The sequence below is a fragment of the Feifania hominis genome (assembly GCF_014384765.1).
In the GTDB taxonomy this organism is placed as follows: domain Bacteria; phylum Bacillota; class Clostridia; order Oscillospirales; family Feifaniaceae; genus Feifania; species Feifania hominis.
The window spans coordinates 713,875-735,765 of sequence record NZ_JACRSP010000001.1 but is presented as its reverse complement, the minus strand read 5'-3'; the positions used below and the strand labels follow the sequence as shown (position 1 = coordinate 735,765).

Below are 21,891 nucleotides of genomic sequence, written 5' to 3'. Positions count from 1 at the left end.
GTATTAATGTCAGTGCGATTTTTAAAGTGCTTTCTTCCTTAGAAAAACAAGGGTTTTTGTGAAGCGGAGGGTAGACTCTGACTCTGCTTGTGAGGGTTCGAATCCTTCTCTCGCAACCAAAAAGCCCACAAACGCTGATTGTTCAAGCTTTGTGGGTTTTTTATTTGAAGTGAACAGGATCGTGACATATGAAATTCAAACGAAAGACCATGGATACCGGAATGGGAGTCGACATCACACAGGGCGTCATCTGGCGCCAGCTACTGTCGCTCTTTTTTCCGGTTTTGTTTGGTACGTTCTTTCAACAGCTCTACAACACAGCCGACGCCATGATCGTCGGCCGCTTTGTCGGAAAGCAGGCGCTCGGCGCGGTCGGCGGAGCGACGGGTGTGCTGGTGAGCATCATCACCAATCTATTCGTCGGGCTCTCCTCGGGGACAACAGTGGTTGTCGCGCAGATCTACGGCGCAGGGAAGCATGAGGAGGTCGACTCCGCCGTGCATACCTCTATGCTTTTGGCGCTCATCGGTGGTGCCGGTCTGAGCGTGGTGGGGCTGCTCTGTGCCCCTGCAGCGCTGCGGGCTATGGATACGCCGGCAGATGTGCTGCCCTATGCGCTGACTTATATTCGGGTAATTTTACTTGGAATGGTGCCGTCTTTCATCTACAATATGGGGGCGGGCGTTCTGCGGGCCGTGGGGGATACCAGACGGCCGGTCAACTTCCTCATTGCGGCGTGCCTGACCAATGTGGTGTTGGACATTCTCTTTGTGGCGGGTTTTCACATGGGTGTGTTTGGAGCGGCACTGGCCACCATCATCTCTCAGACACTCAGCGCCGTATTGATCGTCCTGTCACTTTGCAACACAAATGCCTGTTACCGCCTCGTGCCGAAAAAGCTCCGAATGGTTCGCGGCATGCTCTGGCGCGTTGTCCGCGTGGGACTTCCGGCGGGCCTGCAGTCAAATATGTATGCCATTTCAAACGTACTCATCCAGTCCCGTATCAACTCCTTTGGAACAGACACCGTTGCGGCGTGGACGGCGCACGGAAAGATAGACGGCTTCTTCTGGATGATTCTGAGCGCCTATGGAATTGCCATGACAACCTTTGTCGGACAGAATTTCGGAGCCCGGAAATACGACCGGATGAAAGAGAGTGTAAAAATCGGTCTCGGTCTCGCTGCGGGAACGGCGGTGGTCACAAGCCTGTTCTACTGCACCCTGTCAGGGCCGCTGCTCGGCATTTTTACCGATGATGCGACTGTCATTGAAATCGGCCGGCAGATTGTCTTTGGGATGGTGCCATATTACGTCACCTACGTCTGCATTGAGATTTTGGCCAGCACCATACGCGGCTGCGGAGATGCGCTGATGCCCATGCTCATGACGGGAGGCGGTGTGTGCGTGTTGAGAATTGTGTGGATTTTCACACTGCTGCCCATCCGACCCGAGCTCTCCACCGTCCTTGCGAGTTACCCGATCAGCTGGGTTGTGACAAGCGTACTGTTTTGTCTCTACTACCGGTTTGGCGGCTGGCTGCGGCGCTGTGTAGGCCGGGCGGGCTTACCGGCCCATGGGGAACAGGAACTTTGCAAAAAGAATTGACAAATGATGTGGATATGGTATACTAATAAAGTCATTTGATCCATAGACAGTAGGTGCGTAAGCTGAAAAGATTTTTCTGCCTGCCGAGGAGAGATGCTGAAAACAAGATTGTTTGGCGCTCTTTTGCTGTCTGCAGAGGAGCGCTTCTCTTTTGTCTCGTTATGGCGAATGACAGATTCATTCGCAATGGAGGTGAAATGTATGCCAAGCGCAAAAATTCTGGAACAGAAGAAACAGGCTGTTGTTGAACTGACCGAGAAGATGAAAAAGGCCGCTTCCGGCGTCTTTGTTGATTACAAGGGCATTACGGTAGAAGCGGATACCAAACTTCGCGCTGAGTTCAGAAAAGCCGGCGTCGAGTATGCGGTCGTCAAGAACACACTGACCCGCTTTGCAACCAAGGAGCTCGGCTATGAACTCGATGAGGTTCTCAACGGTACGACGGCTCTTGCTCTCTGCGAGGAGGATCCGATCGCTCCGGCCAAGATCATCCATGAGTTCTCTTCCAAAAATGGTGACTGCCTGAAAGTGAAGGCGGGCTTCGTTGACGGCAAGGTGGTCTCCGTGGAGGAGATCGATCGTCTCGCAAAACTGCCCTCGAGAGAGACTCTGGTTGCACAGGTTCTGTATGGATTCAATTCTCCGATCGTTGGTCTTGCCGTTGTGCTCAACGCGATCAAAGAGAAGCTGGAGGCGGGCGAGCCCGTCGCAGCGAGCGCCGAGGCGCCTGAGGCTGCCGCGGTGAATGCCGAAGCAGAGGCACCTGCCGAGGCTGAATAGTAAGTATAGTAGAAAGAGTAAATAGGAGGTACTACCATGTCTAAAGTTACTGAGATTATGGAAGCCGTCAAAGAACTGAAAGTTCTTGAGCTGGCTGAGCTTGTCAAAGCCCTGGAAGAAGAATTCGGCGTCTCCGCTGCCCCGGTTGCGGTTGCTGCCGCTCCTGCCGCTGGCGGCGCTGCCCCGGCTGCTGAGGAGAAGAGCGATTTCGACGTCGTGCTTGCGGAAGCCGGCGCCAGCAAGATCAATGTCATCAAGATCGTGCGCGAGATCACCGGCCTTGGCCTGAAAGAGGCGAAAGAGCTGGTCGACGGCGCTCCGAAGACCGTCAAAGAGGGTGTCGGCAAGGACGATGCCGAGGCCATGAAGAAGAAGCTCGAGGAAGCCGGCGCGAAAGTCGAGCTGAAATAAGAGTTGCTTTGCCTTTGTCTTCAGTCGGAACCGGCGCTTTGCGAGTTTGGCTGAAGATATTGCGATTCATAGATATAGAGAACCCGGGGCTGCTTTCGCTGCCCCGGGTTCTTTTGTTTCGTAAAATGGCTTCCTACACGACAGCCTGTGTTATTTCACCAGCGCTTCTTCGTTGCAGGCAAGCTGTTCCAAAAGCTTTTTCGCCGCGTCGGCCGGAAAATCGGGCGAGGGGGGATTGGCAACCCATTCGCGCAGCAGCGTATGTGTGTTCTGACTCTGAGGCAGCATGTATCCGGCCTCGCGCAGGAGGTCCTCATTGACCAGGCGCACCGATTTCGCAATCGCACTCATGAGACGATAGAGGCTGTCGCTGTGCGCGTGCTGCGCCAGCTGCAGAGCGATCTTCTCCTGCTGCGCTTTGCTGTGGGCGAGACGGTTGGCGTGCGCGACCACACCGTCAGCTTTTTTCTGCTGCGGGGGATACTCCACCGGAACCATCGAGATCGCCCCGCTGGGACAGGCGTCGGCACAGACTCCACAGCCCAGACATTTGTCGGTGTCAATGATGCTGTTCTCCGTGTCGGTCGCGCCGGTGGGGCAGACGTACAGGCACAGACAATCCTTGGTGCATAGACGCAGATTTCTCACGGCAAGCTTTTTCATGCGGTTGCCCTCCTCTCAATTTTTTCAAATTTCCAATCGGGCACTTTGCACACCGGGCAGAGCTCCGGCGGAACATCGCCCACATAGACAAAACCGCACACCGAACAGACCCAGACCTCAGTGTCTTCGAGAAGCGCGTCGCCCTCAGAGCGATAGCGCGCCAGGAGGGAATGGAGGATGTTGGTGACCTTTTCGCCCCAGACACAGATGCGCTGTGTGCCGCGGTCACCGTTTTCGACGGCGGCGGAACGAAGCGCCGGATAGCCCTCGCTCAGATCGCTTTGCAGTTTTTCCGCCAAAAGCGCCATGTCGGCATTGTCAACGGCAGGCGTTGCCGCGGCAAAGTAATCGGCAAGCTGCCGAAACAGCTGCGACTGCTCCGGCTTGTACTGCTTCTCACAGCCGCGCGCAAGGTTGGAGCAAAGGGCGGAGAGCTCCCCGGCGGAGAGCTTTCTCATATCCTCGTCAAAGGGGAGAGAGACGACCGGGGCTTTCACAGACTCCTCTTTCTTTTCGGGAGCGAACATGGATTTGGGGGCACCGCACAGCGGGCATTTCCATGACTCGGCAAGGGCGGAAAAGGGCGCGCTCTCTTTTGCCTCATCGTAGACATATCCGCAGATGGAACAGACGTACTTCATAAAGCAAACTCCTCTCTAAGATATTTTTATGCCGTATTCGGCTACGGCAGGGTGATCCGGTTGGCATCAGATCTTGTCGCCCGGCGTTTTGGAGGCGCCGGACTCCTGCGCCCGGCACTGCGGACACAGATAGTACACCCGCAGATCATAGGACAAAAGCGCACCGTCCATCTGCTTTTGCAAATGAGCGGTCAAATCGTCAAAACAGATGTCGGCGAGCTTGCCGCAGCGTTTGCAGACGAGGTGGTCGTGTTTGCTGATGCGGTCGTATCGGTCCGGCTCGCCGTCGGTGGCAATACGACGGATCAGCCCGGCATCGCAAAGTTTGTTGAGGTTGTTGTACACCGTGGCGAGCACGACGCGCGGACAGCTCTTTTTCAATTCGTGAAAAACCTGTTCGGCCCGCATGTGGTTGCGGCTGTTGTTGACGATCTCATAGATTTTCTGCGCGTATCCGGTCATAAGGCTCATCCCTAAATTTAGAATCATTCTAATTTTATACTCTTTTCTGAAATTGTCAAGAGTGGCGCCGCAGGAGGAGCAGAGCTCGTACAATGGCGCCCGGAAAACGACGATAAAAAGGCCCTGTGAGACTGGTCTCACAGGGCCTTTCTGCTGCTCTTCGGGGAAATCGCTAATTGCGCGGCCGGCGGTAGCGCTGGCGACTGCGCCGCTTGGCCGCCCGAATGCGGCGTGTGCGCCGCCGGCGATTGATGTAAATGGTCAGCACAAAATACAAAACGACGAGAAGTACCAGCGCAATGATTCCAACGCGAAACCATGTGCTGGTCAGAAAGCGTCCGATGCCGTCTATGATGTAGAGGACGGTGCTGCGTTCCACCGACTTCTGGGCGACAAGAGCCATGCGCCCATATTCGACGCCGTCGTAGCGAAACACCACTTCGCCGAGCTGTGTGTCCTTTTCAATGGGAGCGACCAGGTCCTGCTCATGGGTGACCACTCTCTCGAGATCGGAGGGCTCTATTTCCGAGGGAATGAGAGAGTAGAGATTTTCCTTTGCCGTCAGGACAATGGTGTCGGTGGTGCTGGCGAGTTCGACCGGCGCCTCGGCGACCGACTCTTTTTCCTTGATGATACACTCGTAGCTGTAATTATCATAGGCGTACTCCAAAAGGGCCTTTGCATCAATGAAAGAGTAGCGCTGTTTGGTCTCTGCGTCCCGCTCGGAGTTCATCACGATACAGACATAGCCGACCTCGTTTTTCTGGGCGCTTGCGATGACACAATAGCCGGAGTTCGGCGTGCTGCCCGAAAGGATGCCGTTGGCGTAGCGGTAGTAGTATTCGTCGACCTTGGCGGCACTTGAGGAGACGATCATATAGTTGTTGTGATAGTAGTAGCGCGTGCCGGTCAGATTGGTCTTGGGAATCTGCTTGTACTGAGTGTCGGCGATCTCCATAAAACCGGGAGTCTTCATCGCGTAACGGGCGATTTTGTAGAGATCCTCGGCCGTGGTGTACTGCTGGTCGTCGTCGAGACCGTGGGTGTTGGTGTACTGGGTGTTTGTACAGCCGATCTGCGCGGCTTTCTGATTCATGAGCTTGACAAATTCCTCTGTGGAGCCGGAGACTTGTTCGGCCAAAACATTACAGGCGTCTGCCCCCGAGCGCAGGAGCATGCAGTAGAGCAGATTGCGAATGCTGATGACCTCGCCCTTTTTCAGGCCCGCCGTGGTAAGACCGCTGATGCCCTGCAGGGCGCTGTCGTAGACCGTGATCTCGAGATCCAAATCCGGGATGTTTTCCAACACCAGGATGGCAGTCATGATTTTGACCATTCCACCGGGGTAGATCTTCTCATCGGCATTTTTCGAGTAGACGACCCGGTCGGTATTGGTGTTGACAAGAAGAATGTTTTCCCCACGCACCGACGGAACAGCCTCAAGTGCCGTCGCCTCTGTGGAAAAGCAGGAGAGCAGAAGAAGCGCAACAAGGAAAAAAACGGTCAACCGTCTGCCATTGTGCATGGAAAATCACCTCGCTTTGTGCTATACTGTGGATGGAAAAATCTGTCGAATTATCTGCACGGCTGGATAATCATCTATATTATAGCATAGAGTGCGGCTTAGAAAAAGGAAGGAGTGGAGCAATCGCGTGAAAAAATTTACCGTTTTTGTTGTTTTGGTCACGCTGCTCTTCGCGGCGGCAATTCTGTTTGTCAACGAACTTCCCAATCCGGCGCCCACTGCAGCTGTCGGGGCAACGCAGTCGCTGACCGAAGAGGCTGGAACGGTTCTCATCGACACGAATGCAGAGCCCAAGGACGGCCGCATTGATCTCAACACCGCAACGAAAGAGGAACTGATGACTCTGCCGGGAGTTGGAGAGACCACGGCGCTGCGGATTATCGAGTATCGTGAAGCCACGCCCTTTACCAGCGTCGACGACCTGCTGCAGGTCAAGGGCATCGGGGAGAAGACACTGGAAAAATTCCGCTCTCTTATCAAAGTTCAGCTTCCGCATGAAGACGCGCCGGCGCAGTCGACCGCAACAGAGGCATCGGTGCAGCCGACAGGGCAGCAGGGACCTGTAAAGCTCGATCCCAATACAGCCTCAAAGAGCCAGCTGATGCTGCTGCCGGGCGTTGGCGAAACCATTGCGCAGCGGATTGTGGAGAGCCGGGAGGGGCAGTCCTTTCGCTATGCCGACGATTTGATGCGGGTCAAGGGCATCGGCGAGAAGACCATGGAGAAGCTGCGCCCCTGGATTTTGCTGGACGATCGACCGGTTGACGCAGACAGAACGGCGCCCACGCAGAGCGTCGGGCAGACAGCCGGGGTGGTCAACGTCAACACGGCGACAGTGGAGCAGTTGATGTCGGTGCCGGGGATTGGCGAGGTTCTCGCCTCGCGCATTGTGGAGTACCGGGCAGCCGCGCCCTTTACCGATCTTTCGCAGCTTGTAAAAGTCAGGGGCATCGGCGAGAAGACGCTTGAAAAGATGCGCCCCTATCTCTCGGTCTCATAGTTTACAAGAGAGAAAAAATCGTTTACAATAAGAGCTGTTGATTAAATTTCGATAAAGGCGGTATGTCTGATGGCAAGAACGGTAGGCACAGTTTCCAGGGGAATTCGCGCCCCCATCATCCGCGAGGGCGACGACCTCGCGGCCATTGTTGTAGATTCCGTACTCGAAGCTTCCCGAGAGGAGCATTTTGATATTCAGGACCGTGACGTCATCGGCGTCACAGAGGCGGTCGTTGCGCGAGCCCAGGGAAACTACGCGACGGTCGACCAGATCGCGGGTGACGTCAGGGCGAAATTCGGCGGCGGCACGCTCGGCGTTGTGTTTCCCATACTCAGCCGCAACCGGTTTGCAATCTGCCTGAGGGGAATCGCACGCGGCGCGAGCAAAATCGTTCTGATGCTGAGCTTTCCGTCGGATGAGGTGGGCAATCACCTCATTGATCTCGACGCTCTCGACGAGAAAGGGGTCAATCCCTGGACGGATGTTCTGACCGAGAGCCGCTACCGCGAGCTCTTCGGCGAGAACCGGCACCCGTTTACCGGGGTCGACTATGTCTCCTACTACAGTGATCTGATTCGTGAGGAGGGGGCGGAGGTCGAAATCGTGCTGGCGAACGACGCGCGCGTCATACTCGACTACACAAAGAACGTGCTCAACTGTGACATTCACACCCGCGAGCGGACAAAGCGTCTGCTCCGGTCGGCGGGGGCTGAGAAAGTGTTTGGCCTCGATGAGATTCTGCGCGCTCCCTTTGAGGGAAGCGGCTACAATGCAAACTACGGTCTGCTCGGCTCCAACAAGGCAACCGAGCACACAGTCAAGCTCTTTCCGCGTGACAGTGAGGCGTTTGCCCACAAAGTGGCCGATATGATGTTGGAAAAGACCGGCAAACATGTTGAAGTGCTCGTCTATGGCGACGGCGCATTCAAGGATCCGGTCGGCAAGATCTGGGAGCTGGCGGATCCGGTGGTGTCGCCCGGCCACACCGAGGGTCTGGTCGGAACGCCCAATGAGCTCAAGCTCAAGTACCTGGCGGACAATCAGTTTGCCGATCTCAAGGGCGAGGAGCTCAGAAGCGCGATTTCGCACTACATTGAGAAAAAGAGCAGCGATCTCAAAGGCTCGATGGAATCACAGGGTACGACACCGCGCCGGCTGACCGATCTGATCGGCTCACTGTGCGATCTGACCTCGGGCAGCGGAGACAAGGGGACGCCCATCATCTACATTCAGGGCTATTTTGACAACTACGCAGACTGATTTTTGGGGCGGGAGCAAATCCCGCCCCTTTTTGGGAGGACATATGGACAATTTTACTTTTTGCAGCCCGACGCTGTTTGCGTTTGGCCGGGGAGAAGAGCGGCGCACCGGCGAGCTGGTGCGAAAGTCCGGAGGCTCGCGGGTGCTACTGCATTACGGCGGCGGCAGCATCAAGCGCAGCGGTCTCTACGACCGCGTCATGGCCGCACTTCACGAGCAGGGCCTTTCGGTCTGCGAGCTCGGCGGCGTGCGGCCGAATCCGCGCAGCGGCCTTGTCTATGAGGGGATTGCGCTGGCGCGGCGCGAACGGGTGGACTTTGTTCTGGCGGTCGGCGGCGGCTCGGTGATCGACTCGGCCAAGGCCATTGCGGCAGGGGCTGTCTACGAGGGTGACTTTCTCGATTTTTACAAGGGCAAGATTGTCACAAGCAGCCTGCCGGTCGGCGTGGTGCTGACCATTCCGGCGGCAGGCAGCGAGGGGTCGCCGAACACCGTCATCACCAACGAGAAGACTGGCGTCAAAAAGGGGGGCAGAGGTGAGGTGCTGCGCCCACGCTTTGCGGTTCTCAACCCGGAGCTCTGCTTCACGCTGCCACCCTACCAGAGCGCGAGCGGCGCGACCGATATGATGGCGCATGTGCTCGAGCGCTATTTTACCACAACGCAAAATGTCGAGCTGACCGACCGGCTCTGCGAGGCGGTGCTGCTCACGGTGATGAGCGAGCTGCCGAAAGTGCTGCGGGACCCGACCGACTACGACGCGCAGGCAAACCTGATGTGGGCGGGAACCGTGGCGCACAACAACTCCTGCGGCGTCGGCCGAACGCAGGACTGGGGTTCTCACGCGCTGGAACATCAACTCTCGGCGCTCTATGATGTGGCGCACGGAGCGGGACTCGCGGTGATGTTCCCGGCGTGGATGCGCTATGTTTGCCACCGGGATACGGCGCGCTTTGTCAAGCTCGCGACGCGGGTGTTCGGCTGCGAGGAGAACACTGCCGACCCGATGAGCACCGCGCTCGAGGGAATCGACCGGTTCGTCGCCTTTCTGCGCAGCGTCGGTATGCCGACAACCTTTGGCGAGATCGGCGCAAGGGAGCAGGACATCCCGCGCATGGTGGAGCTCATGGGCGTGAGCGAGGAGAAAAAAGTGGGCGTGTTCTTCCCGATGGGGCCGAGAGACGTTGAGGCGATCTATCGCCTGGCGCTGTAGGGATTACGCCGTGATTCGGGATTTTTTGCCGCGGGACCTGGAGAATGTCATGCAAATCTGGCTCGAAGCCAATCAGCAGGCGCACGATTTTGTCCCGCCGGACTACTGGCGCAATCACTATGCCGAGGTGTCGCGGCTGCTGCCGCAGGCAGAGGTGCATGTCCTGGAAGAGGGAGGCGAGATCCTCGGTTTTATCGGCCTTGACGGCGAGTATGTTGCGGGGCTCTTTGTACGCCGTGACGCGCGCGGCAGGGGAGTCGGCCGCGCGCTTCTCGCCCACGCCCGGCGCACGCACCGCTGCCTGACGCTTCAGGTGTACCGGGAAAACAGCCGGGCGGTTGCCTTTTATGAGCGCGAGGGCTTTCACATCCAATCGGAGCAGACGGACGAGAGCACGGGCTGCACGGAGCTTCTCATGGAGTGGAGAGCATAGAAGAGGAGCACCCAAAGGGGTGCTCCTCTTTCTGTTTGGTATCGGGCTATTTGCCCGCGTTTAAAATGCCCATAAACTCCTCGCCGGTGATGGTCTCTTTCTCGAGAAGATACGAGGCGAGCTCGTGCATTTTATCGAGATTGGCCTCGATGATCTGCGTCGCTTTTTTGTGGGCTTCCTTGATCAGGGCGAGCACTTCGGCGTCCACTTTTGCCGCCGTCTGCTCGGAACAGGCGAGCGTACTGTCACCGCCGAGATAGGCGTTTTGCTGGGTTTCGAGAGCCATCATGTCAAAGGTCTCGGACATGCCGAGCCGTGCCACCATGGCGCGTGCGAGCTTGGTCGCCTGTTCGATGTCGTTTGACGCCCCGGAGGTGTAGCTGCCGAAGATGATCTCTTCGGCGGCGCGGCCGCCGGTGAGCGTGGCGATTTTGTCAAAAGCCTCCTGCCGGCTCATGAGCAGACGCTCGGTCTCATCGACCTGCATGGTGTAGCCGAGCGCACCCGAGGTGCGCGGTACGATGGTGATTTTGTGCACGGGCGCCGAGTGCTTCTGCATGGCGGCGACCATTGCATGGCCGATTTCGTGGTAGGCGACAATTTTCTTCTCCCTGGGAGAGATGACCGCGCTCTTTCTCTGGTAGCCCGCGATGACAGTCTCGACCGCCTCCTCCAGATCGCGCTGGAGGACCTTGGACCGCCCGGCTTTGACTGCGGCGAGCGCAGCTTCGTTGATGATGTTTGCAAGTTCTGCGCCGGACGCGCCGGAGGTGGCGCGGGCGATGGCGTTATAGTCGATGCTCTCATCCATGCTCACGCGCTTTGCATGAACTTTCAAAATGGCCTCGCGGCCCGCGAGATCCGGCAGCTCCACGGGGACGCGCCGGTCAAACCGACCGGGGCGCAGCAGAGCGGGGTCGAGCGATTCCGGGCGGTTGGTGGCGGCGAGGATGACAACACCCTTTCCGGCGTCGAAGCCGTCCATCTCGGTGAGGAGCTGATTTAAGGTCTGCTCGCGCTCGTCGTTTCCGCCTACGCCAGCGCCGTCGCGCTTTTTGCCGATGGTGTCGATCTCATCAATGAAGACGATGCAGGGGGCCTTTTCAGAGGCCTGCTTGAACAGGTCGCGCACACGCGCAGCGCCCATGCCGACGAACATCTCGACAAACTCGGAGCCGGAGATTGAGAAGAAAGGAACCTGCGCCTCGCCGGCCACGGCTTGCGCGAGAAGCGTTTTGCCGGTTCCGGGAGGACCTACGAGAAGCGCGCCCTTTGGCAGCTTCGCGCCAATGGCGCGAAACTTTTCGGGATTGTGTAAAAACTCGACGATTTCTCTGAGAGCTTCCTTGGCCTCATCCTGTCCGGCGACATCCTGAAAGGTCTTGCCGGTCTGAGCGGCAACGTAAACCTTGGCGTTGCTCTTGCCAAACTGCATGGCGCCGGTCCCGCCGCCCATCTTGTTCATCAGGGATTTTGAGAGCATCCGCCCGAGGAACCCGAAAATGACAAGCGGCAGCACCCAGCTCAGCAGAAAGCTTGCAAGCGGCGACATCTCTGTCGGATAGATCTTGTTGAACTCCACATCGGCGTCAATCAGGCGGTCGACAATCTGCCAGTCCTGCATGATGGCGCTCGTTATGTAGATGTTCTTGTCGTTTTCATCCTTGGGCAGAAAGACGATCTGCTGCTCCTGCAGTTCCACCGTCTTGACCTCGCCGGCTTCAATCATTTTGACAAACTTTCCATAGTCAACTTCCACCGTCTGAGGATGCACCAGAAGAGGGTAGATAAAGGCATTGAACAGAAGAATGACAATCAGAACGATGACGTAGTAGTATATCAGGGAGCGCTTGGGAGATTTTACTTCTTTCAATTTACTCATTCCTTTCCTTGAAATGGGGAGCCTGTCCCATTTTATCCACCGACAAGGGGCGCGCGGTGGCCCCCGTTAGTCCAAAAACAGATGACCGACCCTGTAAACGTCGCCCGCGCCCATGGTGAGAATCAGATCTCCTGGGCAGGCGATGCGCCGCAGATTGGCAGCGGCGGTCTCAAAGTCACCGCAGTAGACCGCGCCGGGAATGTCTCGGGCGAGGTCCTGCGAGGAGATGTTGTAGGTGTTCTTCTCGCGTGCGGCGTAGATGTCGCACAGAAATGTGACATCGGGTATGCGCAGAGCGGCGGCAAAGTCGTCGAAGAGCGCGCGGGTGCGCGAGTAGGTATGCGGCTGAAAGACGCAGATGATGCGGTTAAAGTGAAGATTCTTTGCCGCGAGCAGCGTTGCGCGGATTTCGGAGGGGTGGTGGGCATAGTCGTCCACCACCACGATCTCATTGCGCTTGCCGATGAGCTGAAAGCGGCGATTTGCACCGGTGAATTTCTCAAGCTGCTGCCGGATGACAGAAAAGTCGAGCTTCAGCAGCCGGGCGGCGGCGATGGAGGCAAGGGCATTGAGCACATTGTGCCGCCCCGGTACAGACAAAATGACTTCGCCCAGGGGCTCGCCGTGCTCGGTGACATGGAACTCGGGAAAGCCGCGTTTGAGGCCGTCATAGTGGGCGTAGTAATCGCAGGACGGATCGGTGGTGGAAAAGGTGATGACACGGCCACAGTAGCCCTTTGTCGTCTCAAGCGCGTTGGGGTCGTCGGCATTGACAATAACGGTTCCATCGGGCCCACAGAGCGACTCAAATTTGGCAAACGACGTCTTGATCGCCTCAAGATCCTTGAAGTAGTCGAGGTGGTCGGCCTCAACATTGAGAACGATTGCCACCTTGGGACAGAAGTTGAGAAAGCTGTCGACATACTCGCAGGCCTCAAAGACCATCAGCTCATGGGAGCCGATGTGGTAGTTGCCGCCGATGAGCGGAAGCGTCCCGCCGACGAGAACGGTGGGGTCGAGCCCTGCACCGAGCAGAATCTGAGAGAGCATGGAAGTGGTGGTCGTCTTGCCATGGGTACCCGCGACGCCGATGGGGCAGGCATAGTCGCGCATGATCGCGCCGAGAAAGACCGCGCGCTCCATAATGGGAATGCCGTGCTCCTCGGCGTAGACATACTCCGGATTTTCCTTTTTGATGGCTGCGGTATAGACAAAGAGATCTGCGCCGGCAACATTTTCGGCCCGGTGGCCGATGGCGACCTTGGCGCCCCTCTCGCGCAGATGGGCCACCGTCTCGCTGTCGTTTATATCGCTGCCGGTGACGGTGTAGCCGCGGTGGAGCATGATCTCCGCCAGCGCACTCATGCTGACGCCGCCGATGCCGGCAAAGTGGATGCTATGTATTTTTGTAAAGTCACAGTCTGTGTGATTGCTCATGAAAAACACTCCCAATAAAGTGATGCCGCGCGTTGGCGCCGCATTTGTCTACTATTATATGAGATTTTGCGCCAGATATAAATAGGGTTTTAAAAAATAGCGACACAATGGCCGCAAAAAGCTCCCTCATTCCAGATCATTTTCTGTGAAAAAAGCCGTACAGAAATGCCGGGCCACCGTATCCGGGGCCGATTTTTCAACCGAATGGAGAGGGCAAAATCGGATTTGACAGACGGGTGCAATCCGCTTATACTATAAAAGCAAACAGTCGAAATTCGGAGGCGAAAAAATGAGGATTACACAGGAAGCCGATTATGCGGTGCGCATCATCTACTTTCTGTCGCGCGACGGAAAGAAGAGCGACGCGAAGAGCATTTCGGAGGCGATTGGCGTCACGACGCGGTTTTCTCTGAAAATCCTGAGAAAGCTCACCCAGGCAGGGTACATCAAATCGTTTAAGGGGGCAAGCGGCGGCTATATGCTGCAGAAGCCGGCCAATGAGATAACGCTTCACGATGTGATCACACTGATTGACGGCCCGATTGAAATCAACAAGTGCCTGCGCGCTGATTTCGACTGCACCCGTATGGACGATAAGAACTGCTGCCCGTTTCACATTTTCTTTGAGCAGCTCTCCGCCGACATAGCGGGGCGCCTGTCCGAAGTCACCTTTGCCGACGTCGACTGAGAAACTCACTGTGAAAAATAGAAACCATGGAAAAAGAGAAGCGATTCTCTTTTTTTCTTTTGCCGAAATGTTGACATGCCTGGTGCTATATGGTATCATATTACACTAGTCATAATGGATACCTTTGCGCCTTTTTTTAGGAATGCACGGTGTCAAGATGCAAAGTTTATAAATTTTTCATGAGATTGTTGTACAATAACGCCAAGGACATTCTATTCTTGGAACCTATTGAACAACTTCGTTTCGCCGCCTGAGGGCGGCAGGCTCTGCGGGAGCAAAAAAAATGAAGATGGAGTGATTGTTTAATGGTGAAGCCCGTAAGACTTGGCAATAACACCCGGATGAGTTTTTCAAAGATCGACGAGATTTTGGAGATGCCGAATCTGCTCGAGGTCCAGAAGAAGTCCTACCGGTGGTTTTTGGAGGAGGGGCTCCGGGAAGTTTTCAACGACGTATCGTCCATCACCGATTACACGGGCAATCTGGTACTCGATTTTATTGACTACAATCTCGAAGAGAAGAGCAAATACAACGTCGAGGAGTGCAAGGAGCGCGACGCCACTTATGCGGCGCCGCTGAAAGTGCGTGTGCGCCTGGTCAACAAGGAGACGGGCGAGGTCAAAGAGCAGGAGATCTTCATGGGCGATTTCCCGCTGATGACCGACAGCGGCACCTTTGTGATCAACGGCGCGGAGCGCGTCATCGTCTCGCAGCTCGTGCGCTCGCCCGGCATCTACTACGGCATTAAAATGGATAAGACGGGAACGCGGCTGTTTGACACCACGGTTATCCCGAATCGCGGCGCCTGGCTCGAGTACGAGACCGACGCCAACAACGTCTTCTATGTGCGCATCGACAAAAACCGCAAAACGCCTGTGACCACTCTTATCCGCGCGCTCGGCGCGGGCAGCGACGAGGAGATTCTCGAGATCTTCGGCGAAGATGAGCGCATCGGCGCCACCATTGAAAAAGATCCGACCAAGAACACGGAGGACGCGCTCATCGAGATCTACAAAAAGCTGCGTCCGGGCGAGCCGCCAACACTCGACAGCGCGCAGACGCTGTTCCACAACATGTTCTTCGATGTGCGCCGCTATGACCTCTCAAAGGTCGGCCGCTACAAATACAACAAGAAGCTCGCGCTCGGCTCGCGCATCATGGGCAAGCAGCTTGCCCAGCCGGTTGTCAGTCCCATGACCGGTGAGATTCTCGCCGAGGAGGGCGAGGTGCTCAGCAAGCAGAAAGCTTTTGCCATTCAGGACTCCGGCGTGTCGACCGTGTATCTCAAAGTGGAAGATCGAATTGTCAAGGTCTTCTCCAACGGCATGGTAGACGCGGCAAAGTTCCTGCCCTTTGACCCGCATGAGGCGGGTATCCGTGAGAGAGTCAAATTCGACGTTCTGCGCGAGATCATGGAGAGCGCGAAAGATGAGCAGGAGCTCAAGAAGACCCTGCGTGAGAGAAACGACGATCTGATTCCCAAGCACATCACCGTCGACGACATCTATGCGTCGATCAACTATCTCAACTGTCTCGCTTCCGACATTGGTACCGACGACGACATCGACCATCTCGGCAACCGCCGCATCCGCTCGGTCGGCGAGCTGCTGCAGAACCAGTTCCGCATCGGCCTTGCCCGTATGGAGCGCGTCATCCGCGAGAGAATGACCATTCAGGATCTCGACATTGTGACGCCGCAGGCGCTGATCAACATCCGCCCGGTCGTCGCAGCCATCAAGGAGTTTTTCGGCTCCTCGCCGCTTTCGCAGTTCATGGATCAGACGAACCCCCTCGCGGAGCTGACCCACAAGAGAAGACTCTCGGCGCTCGGTCCCGGCGGCCTCTCGCGTGACCGTGCCGGATTTGAGGTTCGCGACGTGCACCACAGCCACTACGGCAGAATGTGCCCGATTGAGACTCCTGAGGGACCGAACATCGGCCTGATTTCCTATCTGTCCTCCTTTGCGCGCATCAACGAGTACGGCTTCATTGAGGCCCCCTACCGTCGCGTGGACAAGGAGACCGGCGTCGTGACAAACGAGATCACCTACATGACCGCCGATATGGAGGACGATTTCATCGTCGCGCAGGCATCCGAGCCGCTCGACGAGAACAACAAATTCAAAAACAGAAAGGTCGCCGCGCGTTACCGCGATGAGATCCTCGAAATCGAGCGTGAGCAGATCGACTATATGGACGTGTCGCCGAAGATGGTCGTCTCGGTCGCGACCGCGATGATTCCCTTCCTTGAGAACGACGACGCGAACCGCGCGCTGATGGGCTCGAACATGCAGCGCCAGGCTGTGCCGCTGCTGCGCACCGAGTCGCCGATTGTCGGCACCGGTATGGAGTACAAGGCGGCCGTCGACTCGGGAGTTGTCACGGTGGCAAAGCAGGCGGGTATCGTGGAGAGTGTCGCGGCGAATGAGATTGTCATCCGCGGCGACAACGGCGAGACCGACCGCTACCACCTGATCAAATTCCTGCGCTCCAACCAGGGTACCTGTATCAACCAGCGTGCCATTGTCAACAATGGTCAGAGAGTGGAAAAAGGCGAGGTCATCGCCGATGGCCCCTCGACGGACAACGGTGAAATTGCCCTTGGGCGCAACATGCTCATCGGCTTTATGACCTGGGAGGGCTACAACTACGAGGACGCCGTTTTGATCAACGAGCGTCTTGTGCGCGACGATCTGTTCACCTCGATTCACATTGAGGAGTATGAGACCGAGGCCCGCGACACCAAGCTCGGACCGGAGGAGATCACAAGAGAGATTCCAAACGTCGGCGAGGACGCGCTCAAGGACCTTGACGAGCGCGGCATCATCCGCGTCGGCGCCGAGGTTCGCTCGGGCGACATTCTCGTCGGCAAGGTCACCCCGAAAGGCGAGACCGAGCTGACCGCCGAGGAGCGCCTGCTGCGCGCCATCTTCGGCGAAAAGGCCCGTGAGGTGCGCGACACCTCGCTGCGCGTTCCGCACGGTGAGAGCGGCATCATTGTCGACGTCAAGGTCTTCACCCGCCAGAACGGCGATGAGATGTCGCCGGGCATCAACATGGTGGTGCGCTGCTACATCGCGCAGAAGAGAAAGATCTCCGTCGGCGACAAAATGGCCGGCCGCCACGGCAACAAGGGCGTCGTCTCGCGGATTCTCCCGCAGGAGGATATGCCTTTCATGCCCGACGGAACTCCGCTTGACATTGTGCTCAACCCCCTCGGCGTCCCGTCCCGAATGAACATCGGGCAGGTGCTGGAGGTCCACCTCGGCATGGCCGCAAAGAAGCTGGGCTGGAAGATCATGACCCAGGTCTTCGACGGCGCGAACGACGACGACATCGCCGAGTGCATTGAAAAGGCCGGCATGAGAGCCGACGGCAAGACCATTCTCTACGATGGACGCACCGGCGAGGAGTTTGACAATCCCGTCACCGTCGGTTATATGTACTATCTCAAGCTCCACCATCTGGTTGACGACAAGATTCACGCCCGCTCGACCGGTCCCTACTCGCTGGTTACACAGCAGCCGCTCGGTGGCAAGGCGCAGTTCGGCGGCCAGCGCTTCGGCGAGATGGAGGTCTGGGCCCTTGAGGCTTACGGCGCTGCCTACACGCTGCAGGAGATTCTCACCGTCAAGTCGGACGACGTGGTCGGCCGCGTGAAGACGTATGAGGCGATTGTGAAAGGGCAGAACGTACCGAAGCCCGGCATTCCGGAGTCTTTCAAGGTGCTCATCAAGGAGCTGCAGTCCCTGGGTCTTGACATGAAAGTGCTCGACAGCGACAACAACGAGATCGAACTCAAGGAGTCGATTGACGACGACATGGAGGAGATCGGATTTGCCGTCGCGCCGACGGAGGACATCGGAGAGGATGTCGTTGTCAGCTCTGAGATCGAAGACGGCTTTGACATCGCGGAGGCGGAGGACACCGAGGAGTCCGACTTCGCGCAGGATCTTCTCTTTGAAGAGGAGGAGTCCGCCGCGGAGGTCTACGAGCAAGAAGAGGATTTTGAATAAGAAGGGGGATTGCAGAGATGGAATTTAACACATTTGAGAGCATTAAGATCGGTTTGGCATCACCCGAAAAAATACTCGAATGGTCCCACGGCGAGGTCAAAAAGCCTGAGACCATCAACTATAGAACCTTAAAACCGGAGCGCGACGGCCTGTTCTGCGAGCGCATCTTTGGACCGACCAAGGACTGGGAGTGCCACTGCGGCAAGTACAAGAGAATCCGCTATAAGGGCAAGATCTGCGACCGCTGCGGCGTCGAGGTCACCCGCGCGAAAGTGCGCCGCGAGCGTATGGGCCATATCGAGCTCGCGGCTCCGGTGAGCCACATCTGGTACTTCAAGGGAATTCCCTCGCGCATGGGCCTGATTCTCGACATCTCGCCGAGAGTTCTCGAAAAGGTGCTCTACTTTGCGTCCTACATTGTGCTCGACCCGGGCCCCACGCCCCTGACAAAGAAGCAGGTGCTCACCGAGCGTGAGTACCGCGATTTCTATGAGAAATATGAGGATGAGTTCCGCGCCGAGATGGGCGCCGAGGCCATCAAGGAGCTGCTCGCCGAGATTGATCTCGACAAGCTCTCCCAGGAGCTCAAGGACGAACTGGACGACGCGACCGGCCAGAAGCGCGCGCGCATCATCAAGCGCCTCGAGGTGGTGGAGAGCTTCCGCCTCTCGCACAACCGGCCAGAGTGGATGATTCTTGATGTGATCCCGGTCATTCCGCCGGAGATCCGCCCGATGGTCCAGCTCGACGGCGGCCGCTTCGCGACCTCCGACTTAAATGACCTGTACCGCCGGGTCATCAACCGCAACAACCGCTTAAAGCGTCTTCTCGAGCTCGGCGCGCCCGACATCATCGTGCGCAACGAGAAGAGAATGCTCCAGGAGGCGGTCGACGCCCTGATTGACAACGGCCGCCGCGGCCGCCCGGTCACGGGCCCGAACAACCGCCCGCTCAAGTCCCTGTCCGACATGCTCAAGGGCAAGCAGGGCCGCTTCCGTCAGAACCTGCTCGGCAAGCGCGTCGACTACTCGGGCCGTTCGGTCATCGTGGTCGGGCCGGAGCTCAAGATCTACCAGTGCGGTCTGCCGAAGGAGATGGCCATCGAGCTGTTCAAGCCCTTTGTCATGAAGAAGCTTGTCGAGGACGGCCTCGCCTCCAACATCAAGTCCGCAAAGAAGATGGTCGAGCGCCTGCGCGAAGAGGTGTGGGATGCGCTCGAGGTCGTCATCAAGGAGCACCCGGTGCTTCTCAACCGCGCTCCGACGCTGCACCGCCTCGGCATTCAGGCCTTTGAGCCGGTGCTGGTCGACGGCCGCGCCATCAAGCTGCATCCGCTCGTGTGCACCGCCTACAACGCCGACTTCGACGGCGACCAGATGGCAGTTCACGTTCCGCTCTCCGCCGAGGCGCAGGCCGAGGCGAGATTCCTCATGTTGTCCGCGAACAATCTCTTAAAGCCGCAGGACGGCCACCCGGTCACAGTGCCGACGCAGGATATGATCCTCGGCTCCTACTATCTGACCATCATCCGTCCGGGGGAAAAGGGCGAGGGCATGATCTTCTCGAGTCCCGCCGAGGCGCGGCTCGCATACGACAACGGCGAAGTGGGTCTCCACGCGCCGGTCAAGGTTCGCATGACCAAGGAGATTGACGGCAGACCGGTGCGCAAGATCATTGACTGCACCGTCGGCCAGCTGATTTTCAACGAGCCGATTCCGCAGGATCTCGGCTTTGTGGACCGCACAAATCCCGACAACCTGTTTGATCTCGAGGTCACCTTTACCACGGACAAGAAAGCGCTTGGCAAGATCATTGACCGCTCCATCCGCGTACACGGTTTCAACGAGACGGCGACGCTTCTCGACCAGATCAAGGCGATGGGCTTCAAGTACTCAACCAAGGGCGCCATCACCATCTCGGTGTCCGACATGGTCATCCCGCCGCAGAAAGCGCAGCTGATTGCCGAGGCAGAGCAGCAGGTCGATGAGATCACCAAGCAGTTCAAGCGCGGCATCATCAGCGAGGACGAGCGCTATCATCTCGTCATCGACACCTGGAATGAGACCACCAAGAAAGTCACCGATGCGCTGACCGAGAACTTTGACCGCTTCAACCCGATTTTCATGATGGCCAACTCCGGCGCCCGCGGAAGCATCAGCCAGATCCGCCAGCTCACCGGCATGCGCGGCCTGATGGCGAACACTTCCGGGCGCACCATTGAGATTCCGATCCGCGCGAACTTCCGCGAGGGCCTGTCGGTGCTCGAGTACTTCATCTCCTCGAGAGGTGCGAGAAAGGGCCTTGCCGACACGGCGCTGCGTACCGCAGACTCGGGCTATCTGACCCGCCGCCTTGTTGACGTCGCGCAGGACGTCATCATCCGCTCGGAGGACTGCGGCACCGAGGAGGGCATCTGGGTCACCGACATCAAGGACGGCAACGAGCTCATCGAGCCGCTGTCCGACCGTCTGCTGGGACGGTTCCCGGCTGTGCCGATCGTCCATCCTGAGACGGGCGAGGTCATTGTCGACACCGACAAGCTCATGGATGAGCAGGATGCGAAAAACGTCATTGCGGCGGGTATCAAAAAGGTGCTCATCCGCTCGGTGCTCACCTGTAAGGCCAAACACGGCGTCTGCGCCAAGTGCTACGGCAGCAACCTCGCGCACGGCGTGCTTGTCAATGTCGGCGAAGCGGTCGGCATCATTGCCGCCCAGTCCATCGGCGAGCCCGGCACCCAGCTCACCATGAGAACGTTCCACACCGGCGGCGTCGCCGGCGACGATATCACACAGGGTCTTCCCCGCGTCGAGGAGCTCTTCGAGGCGAGAAAGCCGAAGCACCAGGCCATCATCTCTCAGATCGGCGGCAAGATTGAGCTCGCCGAGGAGAAAAAGATGCGCAAGGTCATTGTCACCGACGATCAGGCCGGCGACCGCAAGGAGTATGTCATTCCCTACGGCGCACGTCTGAAAGTTGCCGAGGGTGATGTCATCGAGGCGGGCGATCCGATCACAGAGGGAGCCATCAACCCGCACGACATCATGGCCGTCAAGGGCAGCCTCGCCGTGCAGAACTACCTGATTCAGGAGGTTCAGCGCGTCTACCGCATTCAGGGTGTTGACATCAACGACCGCCACATCGAGGTCATTGTCCGCCAGATGATGAGAAAGGTCCGCATCGAGGACTACGGCAGCACAGATCTGCTGCTCAACACGCTGTGCGACAAGATCGAGTTTGAGGAGATCAACGCCGACATCCGCCGCCGCATGGAGGCAGGCGAGGAGGGTCTGCGTGAGGCCGTTGCGACCGATGTGCTGCAGGGCATCACAAAGGCGTCGCTCGCCACCGATTCGTTCCTGTCGGCTGCGTCTTTCCAGGAGACGACGCGCGTGCTGACCGACGCTGCAATCAAGGGCAAGGTCGATCCGCTGCTCGGTCTCAAGGAGAACGTCATCATCGGCAAGCTGGTTCCGGCCGGAACGGGAATGCAGCGCTACCGCGACGTCGACATCGAAGTCGCCGGCTCCCAGTACGCTTATCTTGACAACAAATAATCACTGGTGATATACTATTCAAGTCTGTGAATGCAGGAGAAATCCATGTTATCTGAAGTACAGTCGTCTGATAAAGTAGTTGGCATTAAGCAGACGAAAAGAGCCATAAAAGAGAATACGGCCCGGCTTGTGATTGTGGCGAAAGACGCTGATGAGCACATGACGGGACCGATCATTGAAGCCTGCGGCTCGGCCGGGATTCCGGTCGAGTTCGCAGATTCCATGCGCGATTTGGGCCACGCCTGCGGCATTGAGGTCGGGGCGGCCGTCGTCGCGCTGCTCAAGGGCTGATTAGAAAGGTGCAAACCGCTTTGCG

General features: G+C 57.4%; 17 protein-coding genes and 1 other annotated feature. Of the genes, 11 read left to right on the top strand and 6 right to left on the bottom strand.

Annotated features, from left to right (window positions below; translation table 11 throughout):
- Positions 1 to 188 precede the first annotated feature (188 nt).
- From H8695_RS03510 to rplL, 3 genes are all read left to right on the top strand, one after another.
- Entirely contained in the window at positions 189 to 1,607 is a 1,419-nt protein-coding gene (locus H8695_RS03510) for an MATE family efflux transporter (protein ID WP_249299488.1), read from the top strand.
- 22 nt (positions 1,608 to 1,629) lie between these two features.
- Positions 1,630 to 1,765 (top strand) — a sequence feature (ribosomal protein L10 leader region).
- A gap of 43 nt (positions 1,766 to 1,808) precedes the next feature.
- A complete protein-coding gene (gene rplJ, locus H8695_RS03505; protein WP_249299487.1) occupies positions 1,809 to 2,387 on the top strand; it encodes a 50S ribosomal protein L10 in 579 nt (192 codons plus the stop codon).
- A gap of 36 nt (positions 2,388 to 2,423) precedes the next feature.
- Entirely contained in the window at positions 2,424 to 2,798 is a 375-nt protein-coding gene (gene rplL / locus H8695_RS03500) for a 50S ribosomal protein L7/L12 (protein ID WP_249299486.1), read from the top strand.
- Positions 2,799 to 2,948: 150 nt separating this feature from the next.
- Here the strand turns inward: rplL and H8695_RS03495 are convergent, their stop codons facing one another.
- The 4 genes from H8695_RS03495 to H8695_RS03480 form a co-directional block, all read right to left on the bottom strand.
- Positions 2,949 to 3,461 (bottom strand): 4Fe-4S binding protein, encoded by a 513-nt coding sequence (locus H8695_RS03495; RefSeq protein WP_249299485.1) that lies wholly within the window; start codon positions 3,459 to 3,461, stop codon positions 2,949 to 2,951.
- Positions 3,458 to 4,102 (bottom strand): rubredoxin-like domain-containing protein, encoded by a 645-nt coding sequence (locus H8695_RS03490; protein WP_249299484.1) that lies wholly within the window; start codon positions 4,100 to 4,102, stop codon positions 3,458 to 3,460. The genes H8695_RS03495 and H8695_RS03490 overlap by 4 nt, the downstream gene beginning before the upstream one ends.
- A gap of 66 nt (positions 4,103 to 4,168) precedes the next feature.
- Positions 4,169 to 4,564: a Fur family transcriptional regulator gene (locus H8695_RS03485; RefSeq protein ID WP_249299483.1), complete on the bottom strand. Its 396-nt coding sequence runs from the start codon at positions 4,562 to 4,564 to the stop codon at positions 4,169 to 4,171.
- 172 nt (positions 4,565 to 4,736) lie between these two features.
- The gene (locus H8695_RS03480) at positions 4,737 to 6,089 is read right to left on the bottom strand and encodes a D-alanyl-D-alanine carboxypeptidase family protein (protein ID WP_249299482.1); all 1,353 of its coding nucleotides are present in this window, start codon (positions 6,087 to 6,089) and stop codon (positions 4,737 to 4,739) included.
- Between the two features lie 127 nt (positions 6,090 to 6,216).
- Here H8695_RS03480 and H8695_RS03475 point away from each other — a divergent pair, with 127 nt between their 5' ends.
- The 4 genes from H8695_RS03475 to H8695_RS03460 all read left to right on the top strand — a co-directional run bounded on the left by H8695_RS03475 (position 6,217) and on the right by H8695_RS03460 (position 9,995).
- Positions 6,217 to 7,089, top strand: coding sequence for a helix-hairpin-helix domain-containing protein (locus tag H8695_RS03475; RefSeq protein ID WP_249299481.1), 873 nt, complete (start codon positions 6,217 to 6,219; stop codon positions 7,087 to 7,089).
- A gap of 69 nt (positions 7,090 to 7,158) precedes the next feature.
- Positions 7,159 to 8,349: a coenzyme F420-0:L-glutamate ligase gene (locus tag H8695_RS03470; RefSeq protein ID WP_249299480.1), complete on the top strand. Its 1,191-nt coding sequence runs from the start codon at positions 7,159 to 7,161 to the stop codon at positions 8,347 to 8,349.
- Positions 8,350 to 8,392: 43 nt separating this feature from the next.
- Positions 8,393 to 9,562 (top strand): iron-containing alcohol dehydrogenase, encoded by a 1,170-nt coding sequence (locus tag H8695_RS03465; protein WP_249299479.1) that lies wholly within the window; start codon positions 8,393 to 8,395, stop codon positions 9,560 to 9,562.
- A 49-nt stretch (positions 9,563 to 9,611) separates the two neighbouring features.
- Positions 9,612 to 9,995, top strand: coding sequence for a GNAT family N-acetyltransferase (locus H8695_RS03460; protein ID WP_249299478.1), 384 nt, complete (start codon positions 9,612 to 9,614; stop codon positions 9,993 to 9,995).
- Positions 9,996 to 10,041: 46 nt separating this feature from the next.
- On the opposite strand, the gene ftsH is transcribed toward H8695_RS03460, so the two are convergent.
- Positions 10,042 to 11,877: an ATP-dependent zinc metalloprotease FtsH gene (ftsH, locus tag H8695_RS03455; RefSeq protein WP_249299477.1), complete on the bottom strand. Its 1,836-nt coding sequence runs from the start codon at positions 11,875 to 11,877 to the stop codon at positions 10,042 to 10,044.
- A gap of 66 nt (positions 11,878 to 11,943) precedes the next feature.
- Complete coding sequence (gene murC, locus H8695_RS03450; RefSeq protein ID WP_249299476.1) at positions 11,944 to 13,314, bottom strand: UDP-N-acetylmuramate--L-alanine ligase; 1,371 nt, start codon at positions 13,312 to 13,314, stop codon at positions 11,944 to 11,946.
- A gap of 289 nt (positions 13,315 to 13,603) precedes the next feature.
- Here murC and H8695_RS03445 point away from each other — a divergent pair, with 289 nt between their 5' ends.
- From H8695_RS03445 to H8695_RS03430, 4 genes are all read left to right on the top strand, one after another.
- Positions 13,604 to 14,002, top strand: a complete 399-nt coding sequence (locus H8695_RS03445) for an RrF2 family transcriptional regulator (RefSeq protein WP_249299475.1) — start codon at positions 13,604 to 13,606, stop codon at positions 14,000 to 14,002.
- A 305-nt stretch (positions 14,003 to 14,307) separates the two neighbouring features.
- Positions 14,308 to 18,018 (top strand): DNA-directed RNA polymerase subunit beta, encoded by a 3,711-nt coding sequence (rpoB, locus tag H8695_RS03440; RefSeq protein WP_249299474.1) that lies wholly within the window; start codon positions 14,308 to 14,310, stop codon positions 18,016 to 18,018.
- Positions 18,019 to 18,035: 17 nt separating this feature from the next.
- Positions 18,036 to 21,575 (top strand): DNA-directed RNA polymerase subunit beta', encoded by a 3,540-nt coding sequence (gene rpoC, locus H8695_RS03435; protein WP_249299473.1) that lies wholly within the window; start codon positions 18,036 to 18,038, stop codon positions 21,573 to 21,575.
- Between the two features lie 45 nt (positions 21,576 to 21,620).
- On the top strand, positions 21,621 to 21,866 hold the full coding sequence (locus H8695_RS03430; RefSeq protein WP_249299472.1) for a ribosomal L7Ae/L30e/S12e/Gadd45 family protein: 246 nt from the start codon (positions 21,621 to 21,623) through the stop codon (positions 21,864 to 21,866).
- The last annotated feature ends 25 nt before the right edge of the window (positions 21,867 to 21,891 follow it).